Annotated in this window: 24 protein-coding genes and 1 pseudogene; 13 read left to right on the forward strand and 12 right to left on the reverse strand. The window is 59.0% G+C overall.

Annotated features, from left to right (window positions below):
- The first annotated feature begins 181 nt into the window (after positions 1 to 181).
- Entirely contained in the window at positions 182 to 1336 is a 1155-nt protein-coding gene (repC, locus tag JKL45_RS25650; protein ID WP_201864637.1) for a plasmid replication protein RepC, read from the forward strand.
- Between the two features lie 155 nt (positions 1337 to 1491).
- Positions 1492 to 1782, forward strand: coding sequence for a WGR domain-containing protein (locus tag JKL45_RS25655; RefSeq protein ID WP_201864638.1), 291 nt, complete (start codon positions 1492 to 1494; stop codon positions 1780 to 1782).
- Between the two features lie 1130 nt (positions 1783 to 2912).
- Here JKL45_RS25655 and JKL45_RS25660 read toward each other — a convergent pair.
- From JKL45_RS25660 to JKL45_RS25680, 5 genes and pseudogenes are all read right to left on the reverse strand, one after another.
- Positions 2913 to 4097: an RNA-guided endonuclease InsQ/TnpB family protein gene (locus JKL45_RS25660; RefSeq protein ID WP_312897036.1), complete on the reverse strand. Its 1185-nt coding sequence runs from the start codon at positions 4095 to 4097 to the stop codon at positions 2913 to 2915.
- Positions 4067 to 4198: pseudogene (locus JKL45_RS30940) on the reverse strand (helix-turn-helix domain-containing protein); the annotation flags it as partial. The gene JKL45_RS25660 and the pseudogene JKL45_RS30940, both read right to left, overlap by 31 nt.
- Before the next feature lie 203 nt (positions 4199 to 4401).
- On the reverse strand, positions 4402 to 5637 hold the full coding sequence (locus JKL45_RS25670; protein WP_201864640.1) for an NAD(P)/FAD-dependent oxidoreductase: 1236 nt from the start codon (positions 5635 to 5637) through the stop codon (positions 4402 to 4404).
- Positions 5638 to 5664: 27 nt separating this feature from the next.
- Entirely contained in the window at positions 5665 to 6681 is a 1017-nt protein-coding gene (locus tag JKL45_RS25675; RefSeq protein WP_201864641.1) for a 4-hydroxyproline epimerase, read from the reverse strand.
- Positions 6682 to 6754: 73 nt separating this feature from the next.
- Positions 6755 to 6904, reverse strand: coding sequence for a hypothetical protein (locus tag JKL45_RS25680; RefSeq protein WP_201864642.1), 150 nt, complete (start codon positions 6902 to 6904; stop codon positions 6755 to 6757).
- Between the two features lie 147 nt (positions 6905 to 7051).
- On the opposite strand from JKL45_RS25680, the gene JKL45_RS25685 reads away from it, so the two are divergent.
- Positions 7052 to 7738: a GntR family transcriptional regulator gene (locus JKL45_RS25685; protein WP_201864660.1), complete on the forward strand. Its 687-nt coding sequence runs from the start codon at positions 7052 to 7054 to the stop codon at positions 7736 to 7738.
- Between the two features lie 51 nt (positions 7739 to 7789).
- Here the strand turns inward: JKL45_RS25685 and JKL45_RS25690 are convergent, their stop codons facing one another.
- The 4 genes from JKL45_RS25690 to JKL45_RS25705 form a co-directional block, all read right to left on the reverse strand.
- Positions 7790 to 8779: a TRAP transporter substrate-binding protein gene (locus tag JKL45_RS25690; RefSeq protein WP_201864643.1), complete on the reverse strand. Its 990-nt coding sequence runs from the start codon at positions 8777 to 8779 to the stop codon at positions 7790 to 7792.
- Positions 8780 to 8805: 26 nt separating this feature from the next.
- The gene (locus JKL45_RS25695) at positions 8806 to 10071 is read right to left on the reverse strand and encodes a TRAP transporter large permease (protein WP_201864644.1); all 1266 of its coding nucleotides are present in this window, start codon (positions 10069 to 10071) and stop codon (positions 8806 to 8808) included.
- Positions 10071 to 10682 (reverse strand): TRAP transporter small permease, encoded by a 612-nt coding sequence (locus JKL45_RS25700; RefSeq protein WP_246498947.1) that lies wholly within the window; start codon positions 10680 to 10682, stop codon positions 10071 to 10073. Before JKL45_RS25700 ends, JKL45_RS25695 begins: the two co-directional genes overlap by 1 nt.
- A gap of 367 nt (positions 10683 to 11049) precedes the next feature.
- Positions 11050 to 12012 carry a dihydrodipicolinate synthase family protein gene (locus JKL45_RS25705; RefSeq protein WP_201864645.1) on the reverse strand — a complete coding sequence of 321 codons (963 nt, stop codon included), beginning with the start codon at positions 12010 to 12012 and terminating at the stop codon, positions 11050 to 11052.
- A gap of 353 nt (positions 12013 to 12365) precedes the next feature.
- On the opposite strand from JKL45_RS25705, the gene JKL45_RS25710 reads away from it, so the two are divergent.
- The 7 genes from JKL45_RS25710 (at position 12366) to lhpI (ending at position 19211) form a co-directional block, all read left to right on the forward strand.
- Complete coding sequence (locus JKL45_RS25710) at positions 12366 to 13175, forward strand: ABC transporter substrate-binding protein (protein ID WP_201864646.1); 810 nt, start codon at positions 12366 to 12368, stop codon at positions 13173 to 13175.
- 77 nt (positions 13176 to 13252) lie between these two features.
- On the forward strand, positions 13253 to 13918 hold the full coding sequence (locus tag JKL45_RS25715) for an amino acid ABC transporter permease (RefSeq protein WP_201864647.1): 666 nt from the start codon (positions 13253 to 13255) through the stop codon (positions 13916 to 13918).
- Positions 13919 to 13929: 11 nt separating this feature from the next.
- Positions 13930 to 14583: an amino acid ABC transporter permease gene (locus JKL45_RS25720; protein WP_201864648.1), complete on the forward strand. Its 654-nt coding sequence runs from the start codon at positions 13930 to 13932 to the stop codon at positions 14581 to 14583.
- Positions 14576 to 15298: an amino acid ABC transporter ATP-binding protein gene (locus JKL45_RS25725; protein WP_201864649.1), complete on the forward strand. Its 723-nt coding sequence runs from the start codon at positions 14576 to 14578 to the stop codon at positions 15296 to 15298. Before JKL45_RS25720 ends, JKL45_RS25725 begins: the two co-directional genes overlap by 8 nt.
- Before the next feature lie 59 nt (positions 15299 to 15357).
- On the forward strand, positions 15358 to 16386 hold the full coding sequence (locus JKL45_RS25730) for a trans-3-hydroxy-L-proline dehydratase (protein ID WP_201864650.1): 1029 nt from the start codon (positions 15358 to 15360) through the stop codon (positions 16384 to 16386).
- 51 nt (positions 16387 to 16437) lie between these two features.
- On the forward strand, positions 16438 to 17457 hold the full coding sequence (locus tag JKL45_RS25735; protein ID WP_201864651.1) for an Ldh family oxidoreductase: 1020 nt from the start codon (positions 16438 to 16440) through the stop codon (positions 17455 to 17457).
- Between the two features lie 11 nt (positions 17458 to 17468).
- On the forward strand, positions 17469 to 19211 hold the full coding sequence (gene lhpI, locus JKL45_RS25740; protein WP_201864652.1) for a cis-3-hydroxy-L-proline dehydratase: 1743 nt from the start codon (positions 17469 to 17471) through the stop codon (positions 19209 to 19211).
- Between the two features lie 302 nt (positions 19212 to 19513).
- Here the strand turns inward: lhpI and JKL45_RS25745 are convergent, their stop codons facing one another.
- Entirely contained in the window at positions 19514 to 20170 is a 657-nt protein-coding gene (locus JKL45_RS25745) for an SOS response-associated peptidase (protein ID WP_201864653.1), read from the reverse strand.
- A gap of 237 nt (positions 20171 to 20407) precedes the next feature.
- Here JKL45_RS25745 and JKL45_RS25750 point away from each other — a divergent pair, with 237 nt between their 5' ends.
- The 3 genes from JKL45_RS25750 to JKL45_RS25760 all read left to right on the forward strand — a co-directional run bounded on the left by JKL45_RS25750 (position 20408) and on the right by JKL45_RS25760 (position 21691).
- Entirely contained in the window at positions 20408 to 20857 is a 450-nt protein-coding gene (locus JKL45_RS25750; RefSeq protein ID WP_201864654.1) for a DEAD/DEAH box helicase family protein, read from the forward strand.
- Positions 20826 to 21254, forward strand: coding sequence for a hypothetical protein (locus JKL45_RS25755; RefSeq protein WP_201864655.1), 429 nt, complete (start codon positions 20826 to 20828; stop codon positions 21252 to 21254). Before JKL45_RS25750 ends, JKL45_RS25755 begins: the two co-directional genes overlap by 32 nt.
- A 149-nt stretch (positions 21255 to 21403) precedes the next feature.
- Positions 21404 to 21691: a hypothetical protein gene (locus JKL45_RS25760; protein ID WP_201864656.1), complete on the forward strand. Its 288-nt coding sequence runs from the start codon at positions 21404 to 21406 to the stop codon at positions 21689 to 21691.
- A 531-nt stretch (positions 21692 to 22222) separates the two neighbouring features.
- On the opposite strand, the gene JKL45_RS25765 is transcribed toward JKL45_RS25760, so the two are convergent.
- Both JKL45_RS25765 and JKL45_RS25770 read right to left on the reverse strand, forming a co-directional pair.
- On the reverse strand, positions 22223 to 23728 hold the full coding sequence (locus JKL45_RS25765; RefSeq protein ID WP_201864657.1) for an ABC transporter substrate-binding protein: 1506 nt from the start codon (positions 23726 to 23728) through the stop codon (positions 22223 to 22225).
- Between the two features lie 237 nt (positions 23729 to 23965).
- Positions 23966 to 24517, reverse strand: a complete 552-nt coding sequence (locus JKL45_RS25770) for a peptidylprolyl isomerase (RefSeq protein WP_201864658.1) — start codon at positions 24515 to 24517, stop codon at positions 23966 to 23968.
- Positions 24518 to 25225 lie beyond the last annotated feature (708 nt).

The raw sequence follows: 25225 nt of genomic DNA on the forward strand, positions 1-25225 counted from the left end.
TGACGTAAACCAGGCAAAGCAAAAGGCCCACGAAGCTGGAAACTTCGAGGGCCTTTGGAGACCCACCGAGGGTGGGCGTAAGGGAATCTAAGCACCTTCCTTATGCCATCCCGACAAGCTGAGTGTCAAGAGCATCGGTTTCGGTGAGCGCTCCCGCTTTGCCCTCAACATGGAGGGTACGATGCAGCTTGCATCGTCAGGAGGCCGGCGGCTGAGACATGCCGCTCTGGCCGCAAGGAAGCTTGCGCTCGAAGACGGGCGCACAGTCACACGCAAAGAACTCTCGGCCGCCGCCCGCGAGGCCGGCAAGGCCCTCGACCTGAGGCCGGCCCAGCGGGCGGTGCTGTCCGAGCTCGTGGCCTGCTGGGGTGAACAGGAGTGGGAGCGGCTGCTGGTCTGGCCGTCCAACGACTACCTCATGAGCCGCACAGGCCTAACCGAGCGGGCGATCCGGCGCATTCTGCGCCAGCTGGTCGACCTGCAGCTGCTGGTTCCCAAGGACTCGCCCAACGGCAAGCGCTACGCCGTCAAGGATCTCGCTGGCCAGGTGGTGGATGCCTTCGGGTTCGATCTGACCCCGGTCTACGCCCGCCGCGGCGACTGGGCGGTGATGCTCATGGAGCAGAAGCAGCTGCGGGAGGTGCAGAAGCGCGCCTTCGACGAGGTCACAATCTGCCGCCGGGCGACCGAGGAGGCCCTGAGCACCCTGGCCGAGCATTTCCCGGACGTGGATCGCTCCGAGGTCGAGGCCCGGTTGAAAGCTCTCCAGGCCCGCACGCCAGCCCGGTCCAGGATCACGCTTCCAGCCGATCTTCTGGACGCCTGGCAGCTGTTGAGAACTGAGGTTGAAGAAGTCTTCTATGAAGCGGGCAAAGCCGGACTCGGAGTCCTGCACACTAATAACAACAACGGATCTCCTAGTGAACCTTGTAACAAAGGCTTTCCGAAGAAAGCTGAGCCGGTTCGTTCAACCGAACAACCCACGGAGCACCTATCACCGGAATTGATCCTTGAGGCTTGCCCCGCCCTCAGCGACTACGGCCAACCCGTGCGGGATCTGGCGGACATCGTCTCAGCCGGCCGCTACCTGCGAGCTTCGCTCGGGGCGCATGAGAGCGCCTGGGCCGAGGCTGTCGAAGAGGTTGGCACCGTCAGGGCGGCCATTGCGGTGATCTACGTCCTGCAGCTCTATGAGGACGACGCAGCCAAGAACGGCGGGGAGAGCCGGATCAAGAACCCGGGCGGCTACTTCCGCGCCCTCACCCGCATGGTGAAATCCGGCAAGATCGACCTCGCCGTCGAACTCCTGGCCATGAGGAGACGAAGAATGTCGTAGGCAGAGGAACCGTGCTCGTGGAGATGGTGACTGGCCAGCGTACGTGAGTTCAGGGAGCGGAAACCGTAGGGTGCATCACGGCTGTGAATCGTTAAGGCTCAATCGATTCAGGACTTTGATTGGACCTCGTCCCTGGGCCAGCGCGACACTGGCGCATGGCTCAAGACACGATCCACTATCTCGTCCTGCACCGGTGTGATCCAAGCTGCAACATGGCTCGCTACTATGTCCTGTCGATCGAGCCGAGCCTGTTTGGCGATGCGACCCTGATCCGGGAGTGGGGCCGCATTGGTCGACCCGGGCAGAGGAGGGTCGAGCTTTACGAGAACCAGTCATGCGCCGTGGAAGCGCTCGAGACCTGGCTCCAGCGAAAGTTTCGCCGCGGCTATCTGCTCCAAGGCGGGTCGGGCAGGGAAGCCTGGTTCGGTCTCAGCGTAGGATCTTGAGCAGTTCTTCGACAGCTTCAGTCTCCTTGAGACTGCCTCTCTCGTACTGACGCAGCACGTCCCTGATTTGGGCGCGCTTCGAACGTGAACTGCCAACCTGCTCATCATGGGGAATCGTTTGCCGCTGGATAACTGGTATCACTTCGGGCTTGCGGAAGTAGGTCTGAGCTTTCTGCAGCAGTCTCATGTTTAGCATTTGTAATAGCGTCTCTGAATGATCGATGTAGGAACTCTGGAGGCCTGTTCAACGCCTCCTATCCTTAGCACCCGGCAGGATTGAGGAAGACAGACTTTGGTAGATAGCTCAGGGGCAAGAAAGCCGCCTTTCGATCACTGGCGAGGTATGAGCAGAGCTTCGACAGAACTCCCGGCTGGCAGCGTAGGGCAGGCGCTGAGAGGATGACACGGAATGGACGAAAGTTTCTCGCCAACAATTTTTCTTTATGGAATGGCCCTTGTGCTCGCCGTGGGAAAGGCGTTCACGCTGACGATCTGGCGGACCCTTCCGAAGCCGAGGCCAGGGCTGAGGCAAGAGATGCTGCATGCCTGGAAGAACCGGAGGCTCCGGAAACAAGCGGCAACGAGCCCAGTTCAGGATCGTCGAAGCGAGCAGACGCTGGACGATCCCTCGAGGAATGCTCAGGAGGCTCAGACGGAGCCACACGCCACAGTGCCAGTTCCGGAACAGGGTTCAGCAACACACCCAAGGTCCAATCCAGTTCCTGACAAGGAGCTTTAGAGGTGCCAGGTAGGTCAAGTAACCTTGGGTTAGTCGGATCCTGCGCTTTCCGACACAATCGCGAGCATGTCACCTGCCAACTGCTGCAGTTTAAGCGCGACTTCCGTCGGTGCGGTGAGCCAGAGTTCGTACTCCTCTCGGAACTGAGGTACTGAACCAGTGGCAACGGAGCAGCCGGGGCTGGCTAAGCGCAGTTAAAAATGCCTGCGAACCCGGTCGGCACCGCCTTGCCCGAACTTCAGCGCGCACTGCCGCGCAGTCTGCCAGCCCACAAGGATGTCTCTGGCAGCCAGCACCTCTTCGACCCTGCGCTGGCTCAACGGAACTCGAAGATACAAACAGATGGAGTGGCTGGTGAGACTCCCCGCCCTGAAGGACGAGGCATCTTGGGCTAGGCGGCAAGCCGCTTCATCCCTTGATCTTTGCTTCCTGCTTCGCGGGCGCGCTTAGAGCTGAGGCCTCCACAGGCTGCCACCGGCGCTCCACCGGCGGTCGTTCGTAATGCCGCCCAGCGAGCGCGGCCCAGCGCGAGGATGTTTCTCGCGGCGTTGATGTCAGCATGGACTTCATGCCCGCACAGCGGACACACGAAGCGGTCGCGGGCCACACGACCATGCGGCAGGTGGTTGGTTGTCGCGTCGTCCCTCGGATGCCCACCGCACTCCGAACAGCGTTGCGAGGTGTGGCGGGCGTCGACCTCGACACATTCGCCGCCGGCCCAAGCCGCCTTGTACTTCGTCATCGAGCGGATCTGGCCTGGCGACACATCGAGGATCGCCCGGTTCAGGCCCGCCTTGGCGGCCACGTTGCGGCCCGGCTGCTCGACCGTGCCTCTCGCGCTTGCGGTCATGTTCGTCAGGCGCAGGTCCTCGAAGGCAATGTGCGTGTGCTGCTCTGTGAGCTGGTGCGAGATCACGTGGGCCGCGTTGCGCCGGCGCCGAGCGAGCTTGGCATGGAATCGTGCCAGAGCCCGCCGGGCCTTCAACCGGTTGCGCGAGCCCTTTTTCTTGCGGGCGAGGCTCTTCTGCAGGCGCGCCAATTGGCGCATTTCCTCGGGCGACGTGCGTGGCATCGGCAGGATCTGCGCGCCCGACGTAACAGCTCCCGTTGCCACGTTAAGATCGACACCGACCTCGGCGATCTCCCGCCGTTGCGGGCTCGACAACTCGACCTCGCAGGCGATCGCCGCGTACCAATGGCCGCCCTCGCGCGAGACTGTCACCGAGGTCGGACGGCCTTTTACCTTACGGTGGGCCGTCAACTTCAGCCACCCGAGTTTCGCCAGCTTCAGGCGATGCCGTTCGATGGTGAACCCTTGCGGAAACCGGCAACTCTCGTGCACGGACTTCCGCCGGGGCTTAGGATAGCCTGCCTGCTTCTGGAAAAAGCGCTGATATGCATCTTCCAGATCGCGCAGGGCCTGCTGCAGGCACTGGCTCGGCGCCTCAGCGAAAAACGGAAACTCTTTTTCAGCGCCGGAAGCTCGTTGGCGCCGGTATTGTAGTTGAGACTGCGCCCTTTGCGGCTGAATAGCCGGCGCTGCTCGAGCGCCAAGTTGTAGACGAGAAGGCAGCAGCCGATCGTCGTGCTTAGAAGCACAACTTGCTCGGGCGTCGGGTAAACCCGAAAGCGATAGGCTTTTCTAACCTTAATCGGGTTAGAACATAGCCAGAACAGTCAAGCTGTTCAAGAGTCGCTCTGGCTTTTTTCATCCTCTGCCTGAAGAAAAAGGTCTTTCAGAGCTGATGATAACTTCAGGTGGGAAGCGATAACGAGTGTAACGAGGCTGACGGGTAATTTCCAACACTTGCCCACGCCTGCATCCGTTCACCCTGACGGTGCCGACACGATAGGCCTTCTTGGCCATTCATCCGGCTTCCTCAGAAGCGCTGCGGCAGGAAGGGCTTCAAGTCCATGCCAGTGGGCTTCTGTTCAACCAAATCGGCAACGAGTTCCGATGTGATCGCTGCTTGCGTCAGACCGTAATGCCCATGACCGAAAGCATAGACGACGCGAGGGTCCTTTCCGGCAGGTCCGATTACGGGCAGGGAGTCGGGGATCGAAGGACGGAAGCCCATCCACCGCTTTGCGGGCGTTTCAGCCTGAAGGTGGGGAAGGAAGCCCGTAAGGCGCTGCACCATCGCGTCGGTCCGTCTGTGGTTCGGCAGGGACGTCAGCCCTGCGAACTCGACGGCGCCGCCGACTCGGTCGCCTGTGTCGAGGGGGGTGGCGACAAAGCCCTCGCCCTCGAACATGATCGGGTGGTTCAGCCCGAACGTCCCTTTGGGATAGGTGGCATTGTAGCCTCGCTCCGTGTCGAGGGGGATGCGATCTCCAAGCTGTTGAGCAAGTGAACGCGACCACGCGCCGGCAGCGACCACGATCCTGTCTGAGATGATCTCTTCCATCGCCCCATCCGTTCGGACGTGAACAGCATCCTGCCGAGGCTCGACTGCCAACACATGCGCCGGCACATGCGCGGCTCCTCGGTCAAGCGCTAGTCGCATTAGGTCGGCGGCCAGGAGGGCGGGATCGGAGACATGACAGGCATCAGGGTACAGCACGGCGGCTTCCACGTTGCGGAGAGCCGGCTCGAGGCGGGCGAGATCATCCGGGCTCAGGATCTCGACCGGGATGCCAAATCTGCGCTGACGCTCGAGAAGGTCTTTAGCCTGGGCAAACGAGCTACGATGCCTCCATACGGACAGGATGCCGTTCTCTCTCAGATGCCCGTCCAGTTTGAGAGACGACAGAAGGCCCTTCCAGGCTGGCAACGCCTCCGCATTGATGGAGCGGATCGCCCCGATGCTCGCTTCAATCCGGTGCGGTAATGATGCCAGGATGAAGCGCGCCAGCCAAGGCGCGAGATGGGGCAGGTAGCCGGGCCGGATGGTGAGCGGCCCGAGCGGGTCCATGAGCCAGCGCGGCAGGTTCCGCCAAGCCTTTGGCGAGGCGAGCGGCATGACGTCGGTATGGGCGATCCAGCCGGCATTGCCGTCGGTCGGCCGCCCCTGCTTGGCGCCGGGCTCGACCAGAACAACCTCATGGCCCCTGTCGAGCAAGGCGTGCGCGGTCGCAAGCCCCACGATGCCTGCGCCGATGATCGCAACCCGCATGGTTCGTCCCTACAACAAGCTGAAGGCTTAGCGGCTCTGGTCGACGACCTGGAAGCCGTTGGCGAAGGGGTCCCGGTCGTCGATGAAGATCGTGTTGAACCCGGTCACCCGCGCCCAGCCCTCGATGGATGGGATGATCGCATCCCGGTTGCCCACCTTCGTGCGCCCTTCGATGCGTCCTGTGAAGGTCGAGCCGATGATGCTCTCGTGAACGAAGGCATCGCCTTCCTTCAGGGCTCCGCGGGCGGCAAGATGCGCCATGCGGGCGGAGGTGCCCGTGCCGCAGGGCGAGCGGTCGATGGCCTTGTCGCCGTAGAACACCGCATTGCGTGCGCTGCCGCCTGGATTCTGGGCCTTCCCAGCCCAGAGAACATGCGTGAGGCGGTCGATGGCCGGGTTCTCGGGATGCGCGATCTTGTAGCGCGCGTTGAACGCTTCGCGCAGCTTCGGGCTCCAGCGCAGAATATCGGACGGGTTCACGTCGGCGAGATCAGAATAGAGCGCCTGCGATTCCACAATGGCATAGAAGTTGCCGCCATAGGCTACGTCGATCATGAGGTGGCCGAGGCCTTCGACCTCGACCTCGTAGCCAGTGCCATAGAGGAAGGACGGGATATTGGTGATGCGCACCCGCTCCACGAATGGACCGTTCTGCTCGTAGCGCGCCTCGACCACGCCGGCCGGCGTATCGAGCCGCAACAGGCCCGGTGTCTTCGGATGAATGAGGCCGTTTTCGAGCGCGATGGTCACCGTGCCGATCGTGCCGTGGCCACACATGGGCAGGCAGCCCGATGTCTCGATGAACAGGATACCCACGTCGCAATCCGGCCGAGTGGGCGGGTAGAGAATCGAGCCTGACATCATGTCGTGGCCACGCGGCTCGAACATCAGGCCTGTGCGGATCCAGTCGTATTCCGCCAGGAAGTGCTGGCGGCGCTCGAACATGGTGTCCCCTTTGAGTTGGGGAATGCTGCCCCCGCCCACCACCCGGACCGGGTTGCCGCAGGTATGACCGTCGATGCAGAAGAAGGTGTGGCGCGCCATGGCCTCACTCGCTGTTCAAAGAGTTCTTGTCGAAGACGAAAGGCGGCGCGTGACCGCACCGCCTCGGGTTTGATCAGGCCGCAGGTGTGAGGTCTACACCGGGCAGCTTCGGCCGTGGCTTGAGGTTGTTGTTCATGATGGCCTCCATCTGGAACTTGCAGCCCGACTCGAACGCGTTCTTGACTGCTGGAAAGATGTACTCCCAGTCAATTCCGTTCGCCATCAGGCTCCTGTTCCTGCTATATAGTATTGAACTTCCTCGACGTAGATTGTATAAAATCCCTGGTGTCAAGTCGCTCTTTTGTCCATCTGCTATAGAGCCATAGGATCCGTTCTTCCATAGGATCTGCAACTAACGACAGTGAAAGCTATGCCCCCTGCCAGACCCGCTCAGAAGTCCCTTCAGCACAGAACCATCGCCTCTGCCGTCGCAGAGGAAGTGCGGCGTAGGATTGTGGATGGTGAGTTCAAATCTGGTTTCCAGCTTCGTCAGGATGCACTAGCTACGGAGTTCGGTGTCAGCCGCATCCCAGTGCGCGAGGCCCTGATGCAACTCGAAGCTGAAGGGCTGGTGAAGATCCTTCCACATCGTGGCGCAATCGTCTCAGAACTGTCTATGGAGGAAGTTCAAGAACTCTTTGAACTTCGAGCGCTACTAGAGCCACGTCTCCTCAAAGCCTCGGCCAAACATCTGACGGAAGCGGACTATGAGCGTCTTAGTCAAATCCTTCAGGAATACAGCACGGAACTCCGTGCCAAGCATGTCAGGCGCTGGGGTGAGCTGAACACGGAGTTCCATAACGTTCTGTACCAGCATGCACGACAGCCGCGCGCGCAGGCAATCGTTGGAGGCCTACTTCAGGAATGTGACAGACATACCCGGCTTCAGCTTTCGCTAACAGGTGGCATGGAGCGGGCCGAAGTCGAGCACGCCGAACTCGTGCGCCTCTGTAAGAGTGGCAAAGTCTCCGCGGCCTGCGCACTCCTGAAAACGCATATCGAAGGTGTGGGCAAATCGCTCCGCAATTACTTTGAAGAGCACAACAAAACGACTTAGAAGAAGGCGGCGGGCGTTTCGCCCGCCTTGATCAGTGGAAGACAAGCAGGTTCAGAGCGTAGCGCCGACCTTGCGCAATTCGGCCAGAACCGGAGCCTTCGGCAGCCAGATCTTGTCATACTCGGCAATCACTGGATCGGCGTCCTTCACGTCAGAGACGACGATCTTGACAGGTTGTTTTGAGAAGTTCTCCACGAGGCCAGGCTGGTTGGCAACGATTTCGTCGATCTCGGCATCAAGCGCTGCGCGGGTAATTTTAGAGATCAACTCACGATCGGCCCCTGGCAGGGTAGTCCAGACCCGGCCGGAGACCAGAGCCACCATCGGCATGTGAACGGCATTCATCCGAAGGATGGTCTTTGAGACCCGATCAAAGCGCTGGTTCCACGAGAAATCGAGATCCGCCTCAAGGCCATCGACTTGGCCGTTGGCCATTGCGTCGAACACCTGTGGAGTTGGGATTGGTGTGGGGGCAGCCCCCAGAATCTGGTAGAAATCGCGGAAAGCAGGCGTCGGATTGATCCGCAGCTTCATGCCTTTCAAATCCGCGATAGACGAGATTTCCTTAGCCGAGAACACTGCCCGAATTGACGTGATGCCCCAGCCGAGGCCAATCGTGCCCGTTTCTTTTGGAAGGTATTCGAACAGACCAAGCGCAACAGGGTGGCGGACGAGCTTGGCTACAGCCTCCGTGGAGCGCACCACGTAAGGAGCATTGATGGCTGCAATCGCCGGGACACGCGACCCAAGCTCGGCAGCCTGGATAAAGGCCATATCGAGTGCCCCTGACTGGAGCTGCTGCATCATGGCGCCCTCATTGCCGAGCTGGCCGGCATGGAAAACCGTGAGCGAGAGGCGACCGTTGGTTTCTGCTTTCAGTGTCTCGCCAACCTTCAAGGCAGCGTTGTTCCAGGGATGGTTCGGAGGCGTAATGACACCAAGGCGGAACTCACGGCTTTGAGCGCGAAGCACCGTTGGGGCCGCAAGCGGCAGGGTTGCGCCCGCCGCTAAGGCGAAGAGACGTCTGCGGGAAATGGTCATGATGGGTCCTCCGTTCTTTCTTCAGGTTAGTCGACGAGGGCAAGCGAGACGGTGGGCCATACCGACAGAATAATCAGCATCAGGCAGGCAACGATGAAGAAGGGCAGTGTCACTATGAACATCTTGCCAGGCTTGGCTCCCGTGACGGCTGCCGCGACGAAGAAGCAGAGACCAACGGGTGGCGAGAGAAGTCCGAGCACCAGATTGATCACAACGACTACCCCGAAGTGCCGCGGATCAATATGATAGACCTCGGTCGCGATGGGCAGGAGGATCGGCACTGTCATGATCAGGCCAGGCACGCCGTCGATAACCGTACCGATAACGATCAAGATCACGTTTACCAGCAGCATGAAGGTGACCGGATCCTTAGCGACCGACTGGATCCAGCCCGCCACTTCCTGCGGAACCTTGCCGAAAATCAAAATCCAAGAGAACACAGCTGCGGCAGCGACCAAGAACAGGACGATTGCCGAGTAGATCCCTGATCGGAGCAGCATTTCCGGGATCTGGGAGAAGCGGAACTCGCGTGTCCAGTAGCGGCCAACCAGTGCCGCCGCAATTGCACCCACGGCGGCCGCCTCCGTGGCATTGGCCAGCCCCGTGAGGATGGAACCGACGATCACGGCCGGGATGGATAGTGTCGGCAGCGCGCGAAGCACAGTCATCACGCGCTCGCGCGGCGTCATGTATGCTCCGGCCGGAAAATTGTGAATGAAGCCCATCACTGCAATGATGATGCAAAATAGTACCGTCAACAGGATGCCGGGGATGATGCCCGAGATCAGCATGTCAGAGACCGGCACTTGGGCCAGCACACTGTAGACCACGAACATCACAGATGGTGGAATGATCGGACCGAGCATTCCAGCATAGGCAGTGAGGCCTGCTGCAAATGTCTTGTCGTAGCCCTGGCGCTCCATCTCGGGCACCATAATCTGCGACATGATCGCGACTTGAGCCGTGGCTGAGCCCAAGATTGATGCGACGAACATGTTGGCGAGCACGTTCACATAAGCCAAGCCGCCGCGCAATGCGCCGACAAAGGCCATTGCCATTTCCACAATGCGCCGGGTTATGCCGCCGCCGTTCATGATTTCGCCAATCAGAATGAAGAGCGGAATGGCGATGAGGCCATAACTGTCGACGCCGCTGAACATCTGAAGTGGATAGGACTGAAACAGCAACGGGTTGCCGGAGACAACGATATAGACGATACCCGCGATGCAAAGGCACAGACCGATCGGCACGCCAACTAGCATAATAGCAACAAAGGCGGCGGAGGTGATCATTAGTTGATCCCGTTGCTGGCGGTGGCGTGGAACCCCGGAAAGGCGCTTCTGCTGACAGTACCCAGATCCTCCAACGTATTTGCAAGGCCGTGCAGCGTCATAGAGACGGCGAATATAGGCAGGACGAGATACACGATCCAACTTGGCCAGTTCAGCGTCTGGGTATGTTCCGTATAGAGGAAGTTGAACGTCTCACCGGCATAAGCCTTAGCGTCGAACCCCGCGCGGGCGATGCCGATCGGGTCCATCCACAGCCAGCACATGATGATTAGACCGAGGCCGAAGCCGACGACGGCTAAGGCTGAGATGATCCGTGCAATCTGCTGCCCGCGCGGAGAGAGCCATTCGGTGAGCATAGTCACAGCAAAATCAAGTCGAAGCCGCGTCATCGCAGAGGCCCCGATGAACGTCAGCCAGACCGTCGCATAAACAGCCGACTCATCGATCCAATAGATTGGAAGGCCGGCATATCGGGTGGTGACATTGATCAAAATCAGCAGGGTCAGGATACCCATAAAGCTCATGATCGCGATGCGCTCAATGGCGAGCAATCCATTAGAGAGGGCAACAACAATGCGTACTGGCCAGGACGGTAGACGGGAGCTAGGCAATGAATCGCCCGCCGATGATAGATTCGGTTCGATCACTTGCACTCACGCCGCTCCATTCGTAGCCATTGAAATCATACCGTATACAATCTACCGATCAACCATGATGTAAAGCATTTCTCCCGGCATCCTGTGGGGACTGTTCCGATAAGGCCTTCGGCACGCGGAGATGCTGTTGAACGGGTCCTTCAGGGGAGAAGGACTGTCATTGCACGCCGCTTTCCCGTCCAGCACAACCCCGAACCGGGGACATTCCCCTAGTTAGCCTGGAAATAGCACTGCTCAAGCGGGTTCGAACCTTCTGGGTCCGTCCTCAGCGCAGTCAAGAATGGAAAAGGCCCACGGTCGGATGGGCCTCTTAGCATGCCACTTAGGCGGCATGTTTCTGCATGGTACCGGACTGCCTGCTCCACTCCGCATACCATGCGTCGAAGAGCTTGAGCTGCGTCTCAGCATAGCCGCGCTGACTATCCGAGAGCGCATCGGTTTCGTTGAAGTGAAGCGCGTATTCCGGGCTCCCCTTCAGCACCATCAGATGCTTGTAGTACAATACCAGATCCGGACCCTCGTCGAAGGAGGATAGAACGTGCAGCGCCTCCTCCAGCTCCTTGGCGCGCTGGCGAGCCTCGGCATCGCCTTTCGCAGCCGCCTGGGCAAGGGCGCAAAGGTGCAGCACCTCGCGGGGCAGCACGTTGCCGATGCCAGTGATCGCACCGGTGGCGCCGCAATTCACGAAGCCGTGGAACACAGCGGTATCTACACCCACCATCAGCGTCACGCCGTCATCCTGGCTTGTGATGTGCTCGGCCGCATAGGTCAGGGCCTCGGTACCGCCGAATTCCTTGAAGCCGATCAGGTTCGGATGCTCGGCGCGAAGGGCGAAAAACAGATCACCACGGGTCGCGAAGCCGTAGTAGGGGCTGTTGTAGATCACAGCCGGAAGTTCGGGAGCGGCAGCGAGGATCGCCTTGAAATGGTGGCGCTGTGCGGTGAGAGACGACCCGCGGGAGAGGACGCGCGGGATCACCATCAGGCCTTGGGCGCCGACTTTCTGTGCGTGGGCGGCGTGAGCCACCGCGGCGCTGGTGTTGACAGCTCCGGTTCCGACGATGACTGGCACACCGGCCTTCACCAGGCGCTCCACACCTTCCATGCGCTGCTCATCCGTCAGGAGCGGCCAGTCGCCCATCGAGCCGCAGTAGACAACCGCAGACATGCCGGCTGCGATCAATTCCTCGCCTTTGCGCACGAGAGAGTCGAAATCGGGGCTGCGATCAGCTTTGCAGGGCGTCATGAGCGCCGGAATGCAGCCGGAAAAGATATTGGAAATCATGCGGTTCTCCTTGAAGTCCGTTTCTCTGCCCGCATAGCCGGTGGGCGCAAATTCAAAGATCTGCCTTAGATGGGGGTCAGCTAGCGATTTTATACAATCTACATTTATTAGAGTCAACACCGGTGAGCAGAGGCCGTGGTGCAAGTGCGCCGAAATCGGGGAGTGCCGCCTCTCGGTGTTTCGGAACCCCGAAAAGGCCGCTGACTGATTGGGCAACATGCAATATCGCTCAAACCTAGGCCTCAGAGGAGAATTTCCATATTGCAAATTGTATCCAATATGCGAAAGTCCTGCACGATGATCCTAGGCGAGGGCTGCCAGGCTCGGACATGAATTAACCAGGGAACTAAATAATGAAACTGAGGACAACAGCGGCAGTTATTTTCATTGGCATGCTCGCCGCCATGCCTGCCAAAGCGGACAAACTCGACGATATCATTGCCTCTGGTACCCTGCGCTGCGCTGTGACACTTGACTTCCCGCCGATGGGGTTTCGCGATGAGAAAAACCAGCCAGTCGGCTTCGACGTTGACACCTGCAACGATCTTGCCAAGGCACTCGGCGTGAAGGCCGAAGTCGTCGAAACCCCGTTCCCGGACCGCATCCCGGCGCTCGTCTCGGACCGTGCCGACGTAGGCGTTGCCTCGACCTCCGATACGCTGGAGCGCGCCAAGACCATCGGCTTCTCAGTCCCATATTTCGCCTTCAAAATGGTCGTCCTCACCAAGGACGGAACAGGCATCGACTCCTATGAGAGCCTAAAGGGCAAGAAGACTGGCTCGACCTCCGGCACCTTCGAAGCGATCGCCCTCGAGAAGGACATGAAGGCCTGGGGCGGCGGTTCCTTCCGTCCTTATCAGACCCAGGCTGACGTGTTCCTCGCACTCTCCCAAGGCCAGATCGATGCGACCGTCGTTACCAATACGGTGGCCCAGGCCACGGTCAAGTCCGGCAAATTCAAGGGCTTTGTAGTGAAGGGTGATGCGCCCTACGTAACCGACTATGTCGCTCTGATTGGCTTGCGCCAGGAGCAGGGCCTGCTCAATTACCTCAACCTATTCGTGAACCAGCAGGTTCGGATCGGCCGTTACCAAGAACTGTACGACAAGTGGGTAGGCGGCGGTCAGGCGCCTGACCTTACAGTCAAAGGCGTCTATCGCTGATTGGCTGCTGAACGGGCGGAGGCAAGCAGAGCCTCCGCTCTTCTCAGGGCACCTCAGTCGTTCGGACCGCGTTCATCATGCTGAATTACACATTTCATTGGCGCCCGGCCTTCAACGCCCTTCCCGACATGCTGTGGGGCGCTCTGGTGTCCCTCCAGATTGCTGTACTGTCGATGGTGATCGGCGTCGTCCTTGCCGTGTTTCTGGCACTCGGGCGCCAATCGAACAATAAGTTCCTCTATGGCTTCTCGACCGGCTGGGTCGAGCTTGCCCGCAACACGCCGGCCTTGTTCCAGATCTACATGACCTACTTCGGTCTAGGGTCATTCGGTATTCACCTGGATTCCTACGTGGCGCTTCTCGCTGGCATCGCCTTCAACAATGCAGGCTATCTAGCCGAAACGTTCCGCGGCGGCCTTCGCGCCATCCCGCATACGCAGACACGCGCCGCCCGCTCTCTCGGCATGACTGCACCGCAGGCGTTCCGGCTCATCGTGCTGCCGCAGATGTTTCGCATCGTGTTCTATCCCATGACCAACCAGATGGTCTGGGCGCTGCTGATGACGTCGCTCGGCGTTACGGTCGGCCTCAACACCGATCTTACCGGCGTCACACAGGACCTGAACGTGCGCACCTTCCGTACCTTCGAGTTCTTTGCCATCGCGGCGGTCATCTACTACCTGCTGGCCAAGCTCATCACCCTCTCATCGCGCCTCTTCGCCTGGCGTCTGTTCCGGTACTAAGGGAGGATGTGATGTTCGAGACAAGTCTCACCTGGAACGACACAATTTTCCTTCTTCAGGGTGCCGGAACGACGCTGACCATCACGTTTTGGGCAGTGCTCGGCGGTACCATCCTGGGCATGCTCTTCGGTCTCATCCGTGCCACGTCGCCGTGGTGGGTCAACGCGCCGATCGGGTTCGTGCTGGATATTCTGCGTTCGGTGCCTCTCCTGATCCAGTTCGTGCTGGCAAACTCGTTCAAATCCATTCTCAAGCTCCAAGTATCCGCCTTCACGGTAGGCTGCGTGGTGCTTGCCCTCTATACGGCGGCGTACTGTGCCGAGATCGTGCGTGGCGGCATTCTAGCCGTTCCGCCTACCACGCGCCGGGCTGCCCGCTCCTTAGGCATGACCTACACGCAGGACCTGACGAACATTGTATTTCCCATGGCCTTGCGTGTTGCGCTACCCAGCTGGATCGGTCTTACGCTCGGCGTCATGAAAGACACGGCGCTGGTTCTATGGATCGGCATCGTTGAATTGCTGCGGGCCTCCCAAGTGATTGTAACGCGCATTCAGGAGCCGCTTTTCGTTTTGTCGATTGCGGGCCTGATCTACTTCCTCATGAGCTTCCCGATTGCACGGCTTGGGGCACGGCTCGAAAAGCGGTGGCGTGAAAATGATTGAGTTGAAAGACGTTCAGAAAAACTTCGGTAGCCTTGAGGTGCTTAAGGGTGTCAGCCTCATGGTTCAGAAGGGTGAGGTGCTCTCCGTCATTGGTGGCTCGGGCTCGGGCAAGTCCACGATGCTCATGTGTATTAATGGTCTGGAGCCAATCCAGGGCGGGCAGATCCTCGTCAACGGCACGGATGTGCATGCCCGCGGAACTGACCTCAACAAACTACGGCAGAGGATTGGAATCGTATTCCAGCAGTGGAATGCCTTCCCACATCTTACCGTGCTCGAGAACGTCATGCTTGCACCCCGCAAGGTGCTGGGCAAGAGCAAGAGGGAAGCCGAGGAGATTGCTGTCAAGCAACTCACTCACGTCGGTTTGGGCGAGAAGCTGAAGGTCTATCCCTCGAAGCTGTCCGGCGGCCAGCAGCAGCGCATGGCGATTGCACGGGCGCTTGCCATGTCGCCGGATTATATGCTCTTCGACGAGGTGACCTCGGCACTCGATCCGCAGCTTGTGGGTGAGGTGCTGGATACTTTGAAGATGCTCTCGGAGGAGGGAATGACCATGATCCTCGTCACCCACGAGATCCGCTTCGCGCGAGACGTGTCCGATCGGGTCGCCTTCTTCCATCAGGGCCTGATCCACGAAATCGGCAAGCCCGAGCAGGTGATCGGAAATCCGCAGAAACCGGAGACAATTGAATTTCTGAAATCTGTCCTCTGACGATGCAGGGTTCGGCCTCACCGAATCCATCGTCGGACAGCCCCGGCCGGGAGAGCTCGATGCGCACATCAAAAGTCGTTCATGTCGTCAGCTGCCATGCGGAAGGAGAGGTGGGCGATGTGATCGTCGGCGGCGTCGCGCCGCCCCTGGGCGACACAATCTGGGAGCAGTCCCGGTTCATCGCCAGAGACGAAACCCTGCGCAACTTCGTGCTGAACGAGCCGCGCGGCGGTGTCTTCCGGCACGTGAATCTTCTCGTGCCGCCGAAGAACCCGCGGGCGCAGATAGGCTGGATCATCATGGAGCCCGCTGATACCCCGCCCATGTCGGGCTCGAACTCCATCTGCGTGTCCACCGTCCTGCTCGACACAGGAATCATCCCGATGCAGGAGCCGGAAACCCGGCTCACTCTCGAAGCGCCAGGCGGTCTCGTCGAGGTCACGGCAGCCTGCCGAGCCGGCAAGGCGGAGCGGATCACGGTCCGCAACGTACCCTCGTTCGCCGATAAGCTCGACGTGAACCTCGAAGTGGAGGGAGTTGGCACGCTCACCGTGGACACGGCCTATGGCGGCGACAGCTTCGTGATCACGGATGCGATGGCGCTCGGCTTCGCGATCCGCCCCGATGAAGCGAAGGATTTAGCGGAGATCGGAATCAGGATCACCCGAGCGGCCAACGAGCAGATCGGCTTCCGACATCCCGAGCTTCCGGACTGGGATCATATTTCTTTCTGTCAAATTGCGGCGCCGCTCGTCGACCGGGATGGCGTCCCGCACGGCGCTAATGCCGTAGTGGTGCGGCCTGGCAAGATTGACCGCTCGCCCACGGGCACCGGCTGCTCGGCCCGCATGGCGGTGCTTCACGCGCGCGGCGTCCTAAAGGTTGGCGACACCTTCGTGGGTCGTTCTATCATCGATTCGGAGTTCATCTGCCGCATCGAGGACGAGGTGACGGTGGGTGGCAGACCCGGCATCATCCCGTCTATCTCTGGGCGCGCTTGGATCACTGGAACCCATCAGCACATGCTCGACCCCGACGATCCGTGGCCGGATGGCTACCGGCTGTCGGATACTTGGCCGCAGATGTAGACCTGTCGAGACCGCTATATGGAAGCCTCTGACACGAACGGACTTGGACGAATGAGTGAAGAAGTCACCCTCCCGCTCGACGAGGTCATGCGAGTCAGCATCGACGTTCTCAAGGCAGGCGGTCTTTCCGACGACCATGCGCATGCCATGGCGGAGGTGGTCTATGCGGGCCAGCGTGACGAGTGCCATTCCCATGGCATGTACCGGCTTCTCGGCTGCGTGCGTTCCGTGAAGGAAGGCAAGGTCAATCCGAACGCGGTGCCGGACGTGGTGGACCACGCGCCCGCCGTCGTGCGTGTCGATGCTCATTTCGGGTTCTCTCCGCTCGCCTTTGAGCGCGGCAAGCCGCTACTTGTCGAGAAGGCCCGCCGGACGGGCTTGGCCGCTATGGCGATCAACAACTGCTATCATTTCTCCGCTCTCTGGCCAGAGGTGGAGGCGATCAGCGCGGACGGCCTCGTAGCGCTCGCCATGACCCCGAGTCACAGCTGGGTTGCGCCGGCGGGCGGCACGAAGCCGGTGTTCGGCACGAACCCGATCGCGTTCGCTTGGCCGCGTCCCGACAGGCCTCCCTTCGTGTTCGATTTCGCTACGAGCGCCATCGCCCGGGGCGAGATCGAACTGCACCGGCGCGCGGGCAAGCCCATCCCCACCGGCTGGGCCATAGACATCGAAGGAGATCCCACCAACGATCCGACGGCCGCTTTGACCGGCGCCATGCTGACCTTCGGCGGCCACAAGGGCTCGGCTCTCTCGGCCATGATCGAATTGATGGCGGGGCCTCTGATCGGTGACATGATGAGCGCGGAGTCTATGGCCTTCGATGAAGGCGTCGGCGCTGCCCCTTGCCACGGCGAGTTGATTCTCGCCTTCGATCCCAAAGTGTTCTTGGGCGTTGATGCGCCGCAGCACGCGGCCCGCGCTGAAACAATGTTTGATGCCATCGTGGGTCAAGGCGCCCGTCTGCCGTCACAGCGCCGCTACGAAGCGCGCGAGCGCAGCAAAATAAACGGCGTTCGAGTTCCTAAGGCACTCTATGATGACCTGCAGGCTCTCCTGCCGTGTCGGTAAGTGGAGCCGTCATGAGCGAAGTAGTTTTCTCCGGCGCCGCCTTCGTTCATGGCGAGGTTTTGGGAGAAATTATTACCAGTGATGTGGAGTTGAGCTTCTGGGGTGGCGTCGACCCATTCAGCGGTGAAGTCATCGACCGGCATCATCCCCTTAGTGGCCAAGTCTTGACCGGAAAGGTTCTTGTCATTCCCGGTGGACGTGGCTCCTGCTCTGGCAGCGGAGTTATCCTGGAGCTTCTTCTCACGGGAAAGGGACCAGCAGCCATAGTGACAGAGCGTGAGGACGATATCCTCACCCTCGGCGTTGTGATCGCGGAAGAGGTTTTTGGGAAATCCATCCCCGTCGTCGTACTCAACCCAAGGGATTTAGGTCGGGTAGCCACAGCGCGCTATGCACGTGTTGACGGCAGTTGCCTCGTATGTGGTGACGATGCAAATGCACTGCGCGCGCTGCCGCTTGCCACGCGAGAACCAGCCGACAATGCTGCGGATCTGAAACTGAGCAAAGCGGATGAGGCATATCTAAATGGTACCTACGGTAAAGCCGGACAGGTAGCCATGAAGGTCATTCTTCGCATGGCTCGGCTGCAAGGCGCCAATCAGCTAATCGATGTCACGCAGGCGCATATCGATGGCTGCGTCTACACCGGTCACGGATCGCTGAGGTTCGCGCAGCAGTTGCGGGATTGGGGTGGGAGGGTTGCCGTGCCGACGACGCTGAATTCGATCTCAGTCGATCACCGCCGATGGCGCGCGCAGGGCATCGATCCGGCCTTTGGAGAGCCGGCGAGCCAATTGGGTGACGCCTATATAGATATGGGCGCGCACCCCACGTTCACGTGTGCGCCGTATCTCCTCGATACTGCGCCGCAAAAAGGTGAACAGATCGTCTGGGCTGAGTCCAACGCCGTGGTTTATGCCAACAGCGTGCTCGGCGCGCGGACGATGAAATATCCTGATTTCCTCGATATTTGCATTGCGCTCACGGGCCGCGCACCATTAGCTGGGTGTCATATTGAGAGCAGCCGAAGGGCTGCTCTCCAGATCAACGTCCCGAGGCTCGAAGGCTCCGACGACGCGTTCTACCCCCTGCTCGGGTATCATGTAGGGCTCGTGGCCGCGAACCGGATTCCCGTTCTCACGGGGCTCGAACAGGCCGCGCCCTCACAAGATGATCTCAAGGCCTTTGGGGCTGCGTTTGCGACCACTTCAAGCGCGCCCATGTTCCATATTCTCGGCGTGACCCCCGAGGCAGTGACATTGGACGATGCAACCGGCGCGACAAACGTTCCGACTGTCGAGATTTCTGTTGGCGACCTGCTTCAGAGCTGGCGCGAGCTCGACAGCGCCCCTGATCGATGGGTCGACCTCATATCGCTTGGCAATCCGCATTTCTCCGTCAGCGAATGCGAAAAGCTCGCAGCTCTCTGCTGCAACCGCACGAAGCATAAGAACGTGTCAATCGTCGTGACCTGCGGGCGTGCAACGCACGACAAGATAAAGGAAGCCGGGATTCTGTCGGAACTCGAACGGTTCGGGGTTCAGTTCGTCACGGATACCTGCTGGTGCATGATCACGGAGCCGGTTATTCCACCGACGGCTGAAACGATCATGACTAATTCCGGCAAGTATGCCCATTACGGCCCGGGCCTCACGGGAAGGGGCTTCCACTTCGGAAGCCTCGCAGCTTGTGTCGAGGCGGCTTGCACTGGTGTTACAAGCAATGGGTCCCCGCTTTGGCTCAGAGATGATTGAGCCGCTCAAAGGCTGCGAAAGCTGAGCGCAGCTGCTACTCTCTGTTGATACAATCTGACCAACCCAAGATGGAAGCGTCTCGAACTGCTCTGCAAGCAAAGGAAGCGAGTTGCAGGCGTACCCTCCCTGTCCTTTGCGCATCATGTTAAAACCCGCCTAATACCTAGGGGGGACGCGATCATCCACGCCAACATGGACTATAACGTGATCCGTGCTGCCACAGCCAGCTGAGGTGCAGGCGATCGCCACAGCTAAGTCGTAGGAGAAGCCCTGGGAATGCGCCTCGGAGGAGGAGCAAGGGCTCATTTGATCAGATTAGTCCCGGAGTCTGATCTTTGCCCCTCTGCCACAATCTGCAGCATGTCATCAGGGAGTGGTCTCTGAAGTTTAAGGGCCTCTTCTGTGGGCGCGTTGAGCCAGACATCATACTCCTCGGATGTTGTCAGGATCACCGGCATCGCTTTGGGATGAATTGGCCCCACGACGCCATTCGGCTCCGAGGTTAAAAATGAATAGAGCAGGTGTTCACCCTCAACACGATCTGCCTTCGTTCCCCGCACGCCGGTCCATGGCCGCCAGATACCGGCAAATGCAGCGAGGGGGCGTTCTTCATTCAGGGCAAACCATACAGGTGTCTTCCGCGGCTTCGTATCTTTGTATTCTGAGAATGAGGTCAGAGGCACCAGCACGCGGTACTGCGGCTTGAGCCAGGCACGCCAAAATGGTGAGCCGACGTTGCGCACATTCGTCACCGGGTGATTGCCGACCTTCGGGGGAGGAGGGAACCCCCAGCGCATCTGAGTCAACTCGCGCTCGCCATCGTGGTTTCGGACGACCGGCGCCATCTGGTCGGGAAAGATCGCCGGCAGGGCAGGGACATTGCCTGCGCTATCCCGTGTCACGTTGAACGCCTGTCGCATCGCAGCTTGTGTCGCGTAGGTGCTATAAAGATTACACATGGGTGGGGCCCTCCGTCTTGGCATGCCGGGGTTCATCTCGATCAGGAGATTGTGTCATCGTTCAACGTGACAACAAGCCCTACCTCGCGCAACCCATCTGGGTATAATCAGTGTTATCGATGGTCCATAGTGTGATTTGCGGATCAGACTGCGAGACAGGTCCGCCTCCGCAATTCCATTCCCCTTTATTCATCAAATTGTTGACTGATGAGGACTAACTCCAACCCTGCTGAGGCATTGCCTCAAATCTATGTCGCGGAACTCAACCGTCGTATTGGCGACAAGCAGGCCGAGCCCTTTCAGGCCAGGATCGGTGCATCGGTTCGCAAGGCTATTCGACGGGGTCGCTCAGGTGCGGTTCTGGCACCCATCGGCAGCGGCAAAAGTCTCTTGGCGGCAGGTGCGGCTGAAGATGTTGTCGGGTTGGGCAAGCCCATTCTCGTTCTTCATCCCGACGTCAGCCTGCTGCGCCAGAACTACGCCCAGTTCCAAACCGTTCCCGCGGTGAGGAACGCGCAAACGACATTCTATGTTGCCAAGATCGAATCCATCGGTGACGGGCCGGTGCAGCGAAACGCGCTGGATGCGAACGTCTTCGCTGCAACCAACATGTCACTCGTCAACAAGCTCGATCGTGAGGAATTTCTGCAAGCGCTTGAACGCTTCGGCAAGAGGGGAGATCCATGAGGGCCACAAGGCAGCGGCAGACGAACTCGCGAAGGTCCTCTCACGGATTGCCCACGCCGGCGGTTTTGGCATCGTTCCGACAGCTACTCCGTTCCGGACCGACGGCAAAGACCCGCTGGCGGCGTTCGGCGCCAGCATTGAGCACGACCTGATTGACGTTGCCACCTATGACGAGGTGCTGGCGACCGGGCGCACGGTGCCCACTAGGTTCGACATTGCCACTGGTGAGTTTGAGGCGCACCTCGGTGCTGACGCTGTCCAGCTCATCGAAAGCGCGTTCCTGGCATTGCTGGCCGAGAACAAGTCGGTCGATCAAGCCTCCCAGCAAGCTTTCTCCCGTTTCTTTAAGGAAGGAACAACCGAGGGCGACAAGGCCATTGCCGCTCTCATAGTATAGGCGGTCTCTCGAGTCTGGGCCAGCGCGCGGCCACCGCTACCCTGGCAATGATCCGCTGTGACAGCGTCGAGTTAGCCAGGGAGCTCTCCGGCTGTCTGGCTCAGGAAAGCCCATCTCCCAGTCACGTGAGAAAAGGGGAGAAGCCGCGGGTGGCCTTTGTCGTGGCCGGCGAAATCCGCGTGCGGCGTAACAGCGCCGAGCAGGGCCTGAAGGAGGGCCAGCCGGTCGGTCGCAAGATCAAGCATGACGATCTTCTCGATGCGGCTCGGGCCGGCGGCTTTAATATCCTTGTCAACGTGAATGCGCTGGGCGTCGGGACAGAGGTTCCCCAGACCGACCTCAACATCCTGGCCTGTCAGGAGCGCTCCATCGGGCCGGTAAGGCAGTTCAGCGGGCGAGGGGAACGGGCTCATAAAGGGTCCGGCAAGACGCACTAGGTCTTTGTTGACGTCGGAAATTCCATCCTGAGGATTTTCAGCGACATCGACGCCATGCGCCGGAACGATCCGGAGCGCTTGCCAGGTATCGGCACAGAAAAAGATCCTGAAGGATCTCGAAAAGGCTGCCATTTTCAAGCGGAACGGGGATGCGTACCTGCTCTCTCAGGCGAGCACTGCGCCACGCGACCAGCACCTCAGGGCATGAGTGGTCTTAAGATCAGACCGTTGAGGACGCGGTACCCTGGAAGCAGGAGGTTTTCGCGCTGAGCGATAATATGGTCTCAGTCAATAAGCTGCTGATCGCTGATGTCATAGCCTCCTGAACCATCTATCTCGACGGGTATGTTGTGAATCAAAATGCCCCAGCCGAGAGGCAAGGGCTCTCGGCTGGGGCCAGATCCATGCATTAGGGCGCTGGAAGTTGTGCGGGCTGATACGCAACGCGGCTCTTACTCCATCATAAAACAGATAGGCTTGACTAATCGTCTGATGCTCTAGGATGATGTGGCCTTCAAAGAGTAGTGCCACCTATTTGGTCGGATGGACGCCCCGGAGGCGGATCATGCCGTCGGGATAGGGTTTGAAGTCTACAATGCGGTTCGATACCGCGTAAATTAGAGGCGAGTAATACGTATAGATGATCGGCAGTTCGCTCTGTAGGATTCCCAGCGCTTGGTTGTAGAGGCTCTTACGAGCTTCAACGTCGGGCGTGAGCCGTGCCTCGTTCAGCAGGCGGTCCACATCCGGGTTGCAGTACTTGGAGTCGTTCTGGGTTCCTTTGCAGGTCACAAACTGATGGATATTACCATCAGGATCGATCCGGCCCGACCAACCGCTCAAGGAAGCCTGGAAGTTTCCTTTTTGCATTTCCGCGAGCATGGCTGAAAACTCCATCGGCCGCAGACTGATCTTGAACCCGGCCTCGCCCGCCATTGCCTGAATCATCTCTGCTAGAGAGGCCGTGATGGTCGTATTGCCAAAGGACAGCTCGAAGGCGACTTCGGGCTGCTTGGCTTGAGCGAGCAGAGCCTTAGCCTTTGCAACATCGCGGGTCGTAACCTGATACTGCTTGTCAAAATAGGGACTGGCTGGCGGGAATGGGTGCTGTGCGGGATTATAGTGCCCATGACCAATAACTTCATTGATGACGTCACGCCCGATGGCTGCTTGGAAGGCCTGCCGCACGAGCTTATCTTTGCCCAAGGGGCCGTCGGCCCGCGGACCAGATCCCACATTGATCACGATGTTCTGGAATCCGAGCCCGGACAGAACGAGGAACTTCAGGCTTTTGTCGACTTTCACCGCCTCGGCATCAGACGGATTCAGACGCTCTACAAGCTCGAGATCACCAGCTCGAAGATTGGCGAGGCGCACGGTGCTATCCGGGATCGGACGGAAGATCACCCGGTCATACTGATAATCTTTGGCGTCCCGATAATCTGCGAACTTCTCCAGGACGATCCTATCGTTCTGGACGCGCTCCACGAAACGGTACGGTCCGGAGCAGATCGGCTTACGGCCTACATCCTCACTGTTGAAAGTCGCCGGTGAGAGCATCATGCCTGCGCGGTCGCTCAATTGTGCTAACAGCGTCGCGTCCGGCTGCTTCAGGGACAGCACGACGGTTGAAGGATCGGTGACCTCTACTCGGTCAATGGATCCCAACTCCCCCTTGCGCTGGCTGTCCGGCAACGTCAACGCTCGGCTCAGGTTGGCTTTGACAGCCGTCGCGTCAAACTTCGTGCCATCGTGAAACTGCACGTCAGTGCGCAACTTGAATGTCAGTCTCTTGTTGTCGGCGCTCCATGACCATGAGCTCGCAAGCTGCGGGGCGATCTCCAGCTTGTCCGTGACATCGACAAGTTTGTCGCAAAGCGACGTGAAGACCATTCGCCCTACTGTGGTACGGGCACGATGAGGATCAAGGACATCTGCATCTTCCTGCACGCCGATCCTGAAATCGGCTGCGATGGTTACCTGGCTCGTGAAAACACAGACCGCCAAGACGGCTGAGAATCCGCTGCGCTTTATCATCACTCTATCGCTCCCTATCCAATGGAATTAAACAATTCTGTCGAGCCTCAACCTTGTTTACGACCAGATTTGACGACGAAGCTGCGGGAGCCCAGCATGAGCAAGTGAAGCTCCCCGCAAGAAACCCTTACCGGACGTACACAAGTTCATGGGCCAAACCTCACGCTGACTGACGCAGTTTGGTCAACTTCGATTCAGTTCCGGATTGAAGTCAATGCAAACACAAGAACTCCGCCCTTATATTCTTAAGACGGATTTGATTGGGATCGGGTTGGACAACTGATCGGTCGCGTCCTCTGCCTGAGCAAAGATCGTTCGGACAACGTCCATTCCTTCCACGATTTGGCCGAAAGCGGCAAAGCCTTGTCCATCTGGATTTCGGCGCCCGCCGAAATCCAGTTCAGGCTGGTCTCCGATGCAAATGAAGAACGCAGACCCGGCGGTTCCCGGCGCAAGGCGGGCCATTGACAAGGTTCCATCGAGGTGATGCAGCCCAGTTGCGGCGGTTGTCTCATGAGCAATTGGTGGAAGGGTGTCTGCTTCTTGTGCACTGGACCCGCGGAGGCCGAACTGGACCACCTCTATCTTTGCTGTGGTCGTGTCAGGCTGATTGGCAAGGGTGACAATACGGTAGATCGACGAATTGGCGAGAAGGCCCTTCTCGGCTCGGGTGAGTAGATTAGCTGTGGAGATAGGCGCTTCCCTTTCGAACAAGTGCGCCACAAAACGGCCGTACCTTGTTTCGAAAGCGACCTTAGGGTTGCTGTCTGGCGGTGTCGTATGAGCCATCGTTGAGCTTGATCCTTAGGACGTTGTATTCGATGCTACAGAGTAAGAATAACAATTACTCCCAGGCCGAGTCTCGACTTCCTGTCTGCACCTCACGCCAGCCAAGGACGTTCGCCTGAACTGTCTCCCCTGTTATCCTGTTCCGCCACTCGCCGTTTATGCGCTCACAAGAGAACGGAAGGATGTAAGTTCCAACATGATCCTCAGCCAGTGCCTGCACCGCCAGCCCAGAGCTTGGATACCCGTCAGTTATGAAGTCTTTCAGACGAGCATTTCGTGTCACCATGCACTCGCTCCAATCTTTTTGATGGGTCCGTAAATCAGTCTGGCACTGCTAGCGAGAGGACTAGGATAACTTGGGGATCCAAGGTTACGTGGACAGCGACCTAGCGCTAGAAGCCAATTGCATCTATGCGGCTCTACCCTGCGGTGCGCTTAGGCTGATACATTCATAATGGAAATTAGGCTTACGTCTTGCCCTGCCAGGAGAGCAATCCCTGCATGGACAAGGCATCGCTCCGTCTAACCAAGACCGACCTTCCAATGGCCATCTAGAATCTAGGTTGAAGATCCACGGCATCTCTTAGTTCCAGTTGTAGATTTCAACGATACTTCACGGTCTGTCTCAGGGTCATAAGGCCTGATCGCACATCGCTCTTCGGTCTGAATACTACTCACATTCGAATCAAGTGCGTAACTGAGAATCAC

Source organism: Microvirga soli (assembly GCF_016734765.1).
Lineage (GTDB): Bacteria > Pseudomonadota > Alphaproteobacteria > Rhizobiales > Beijerinckiaceae > Microvirga > Microvirga soli.

Coding starts and splice junctions, on each gene's coding strand:
- repC (WP_201864637.1), top strand. CDS start 182: ATGCAGCTTGCATCGTCAGGAGGCCGGCGGCTGAGACATGCCGCTCTG.
- JKL45_RS25655 (WP_201864638.1), top strand. CDS start 1,492: ATGGCTCAAGACACGATCCACTATCTCGTCCTGCACCGGTGTGATCCA.
- JKL45_RS25670 (WP_201864640.1), bottom strand. CDS start 5,637: ATGCGGGTTGCGATCATCGGCGCAGGCATCGTGGGGCTTGCGACCGCG.
- JKL45_RS25675 (WP_201864641.1), bottom strand. CDS start 6,681: ATGGCGCGCCACACCTTCTTCTGCATCGACGGTCATACCTGCGGCAAC.
- JKL45_RS25680 (WP_201864642.1), bottom strand. CDS start 6,904: ATGGCGAACGGAATTGACTGGGAGTACATCTTTCCAGCAGTCAAGAAC.
- JKL45_RS25685 (WP_201864660.1), top strand. CDS start 7,052: ATGCCCCCTGCCAGACCCGCTCAGAAGTCCCTTCAGCACAGAACCATC.
- JKL45_RS25690 (WP_201864643.1), bottom strand. CDS start 8,779: ATGACCATTTCCCGCAGACGTCTCTTCGCCTTAGCGGCGGGCGCAACC.
- JKL45_RS25695 (WP_201864644.1), bottom strand. CDS start 10,071: ATGATCACCTCCGCCGCCTTTGTTGCTATTATGCTAGTTGGCGTGCCG.
- JKL45_RS25705 (WP_201864645.1), bottom strand. CDS start 12,012: ATGATTTCCAATATCTTTTCCGGCTGCATTCCGGCGCTCATGACGCCC.
- JKL45_RS25710 (WP_201864646.1), top strand. CDS start 12,366: ATGAAACTGAGGACAACAGCGGCAGTTATTTTCATTGGCATGCTCGCC.
- JKL45_RS25715 (WP_201864647.1), top strand. CDS start 13,253: ATGCTGAATTACACATTTCATTGGCGCCCGGCCTTCAACGCCCTTCCC.
- JKL45_RS25720 (WP_201864648.1), top strand. CDS start 13,930: ATGTTCGAGACAAGTCTCACCTGGAACGACACAATTTTCCTTCTTCAG.
- JKL45_RS25725 (WP_201864649.1), top strand. CDS start 14,576: ATGATTGAGTTGAAAGACGTTCAGAAAAACTTCGGTAGCCTTGAGGTG.
- JKL45_RS25730 (WP_201864650.1), top strand. CDS start 15,358: ATGCGCACATCAAAAGTCGTTCATGTCGTCAGCTGCCATGCGGAAGGA.
- JKL45_RS25735 (WP_201864651.1), top strand. CDS start 16,438: ATGAGTGAAGAAGTCACCCTCCCGCTCGACGAGGTCATGCGAGTCAGC.
- lhpI (WP_201864652.1), top strand. CDS start 17,469: ATGAGCGAAGTAGTTTTCTCCGGCGCCGCCTTCGTTCATGGCGAGGTT.
- JKL45_RS25745 (WP_201864653.1), bottom strand. CDS start 20,170: ATGTGTAATCTTTATAGCACCTACGCGACACAAGCTGCGATGCGACAG.
- JKL45_RS25765 (WP_201864657.1), bottom strand. CDS start 23,728: ATGATAAAGCGCAGCGGATTCTCAGCCGTCTTGGCGGTCTGTGTTTTC.
- JKL45_RS25770 (WP_201864658.1), bottom strand. CDS start 24,517: ATGGCTCATACGACACCGCCAGACAGCAACCCTAAGGTCGCTTTCGAA.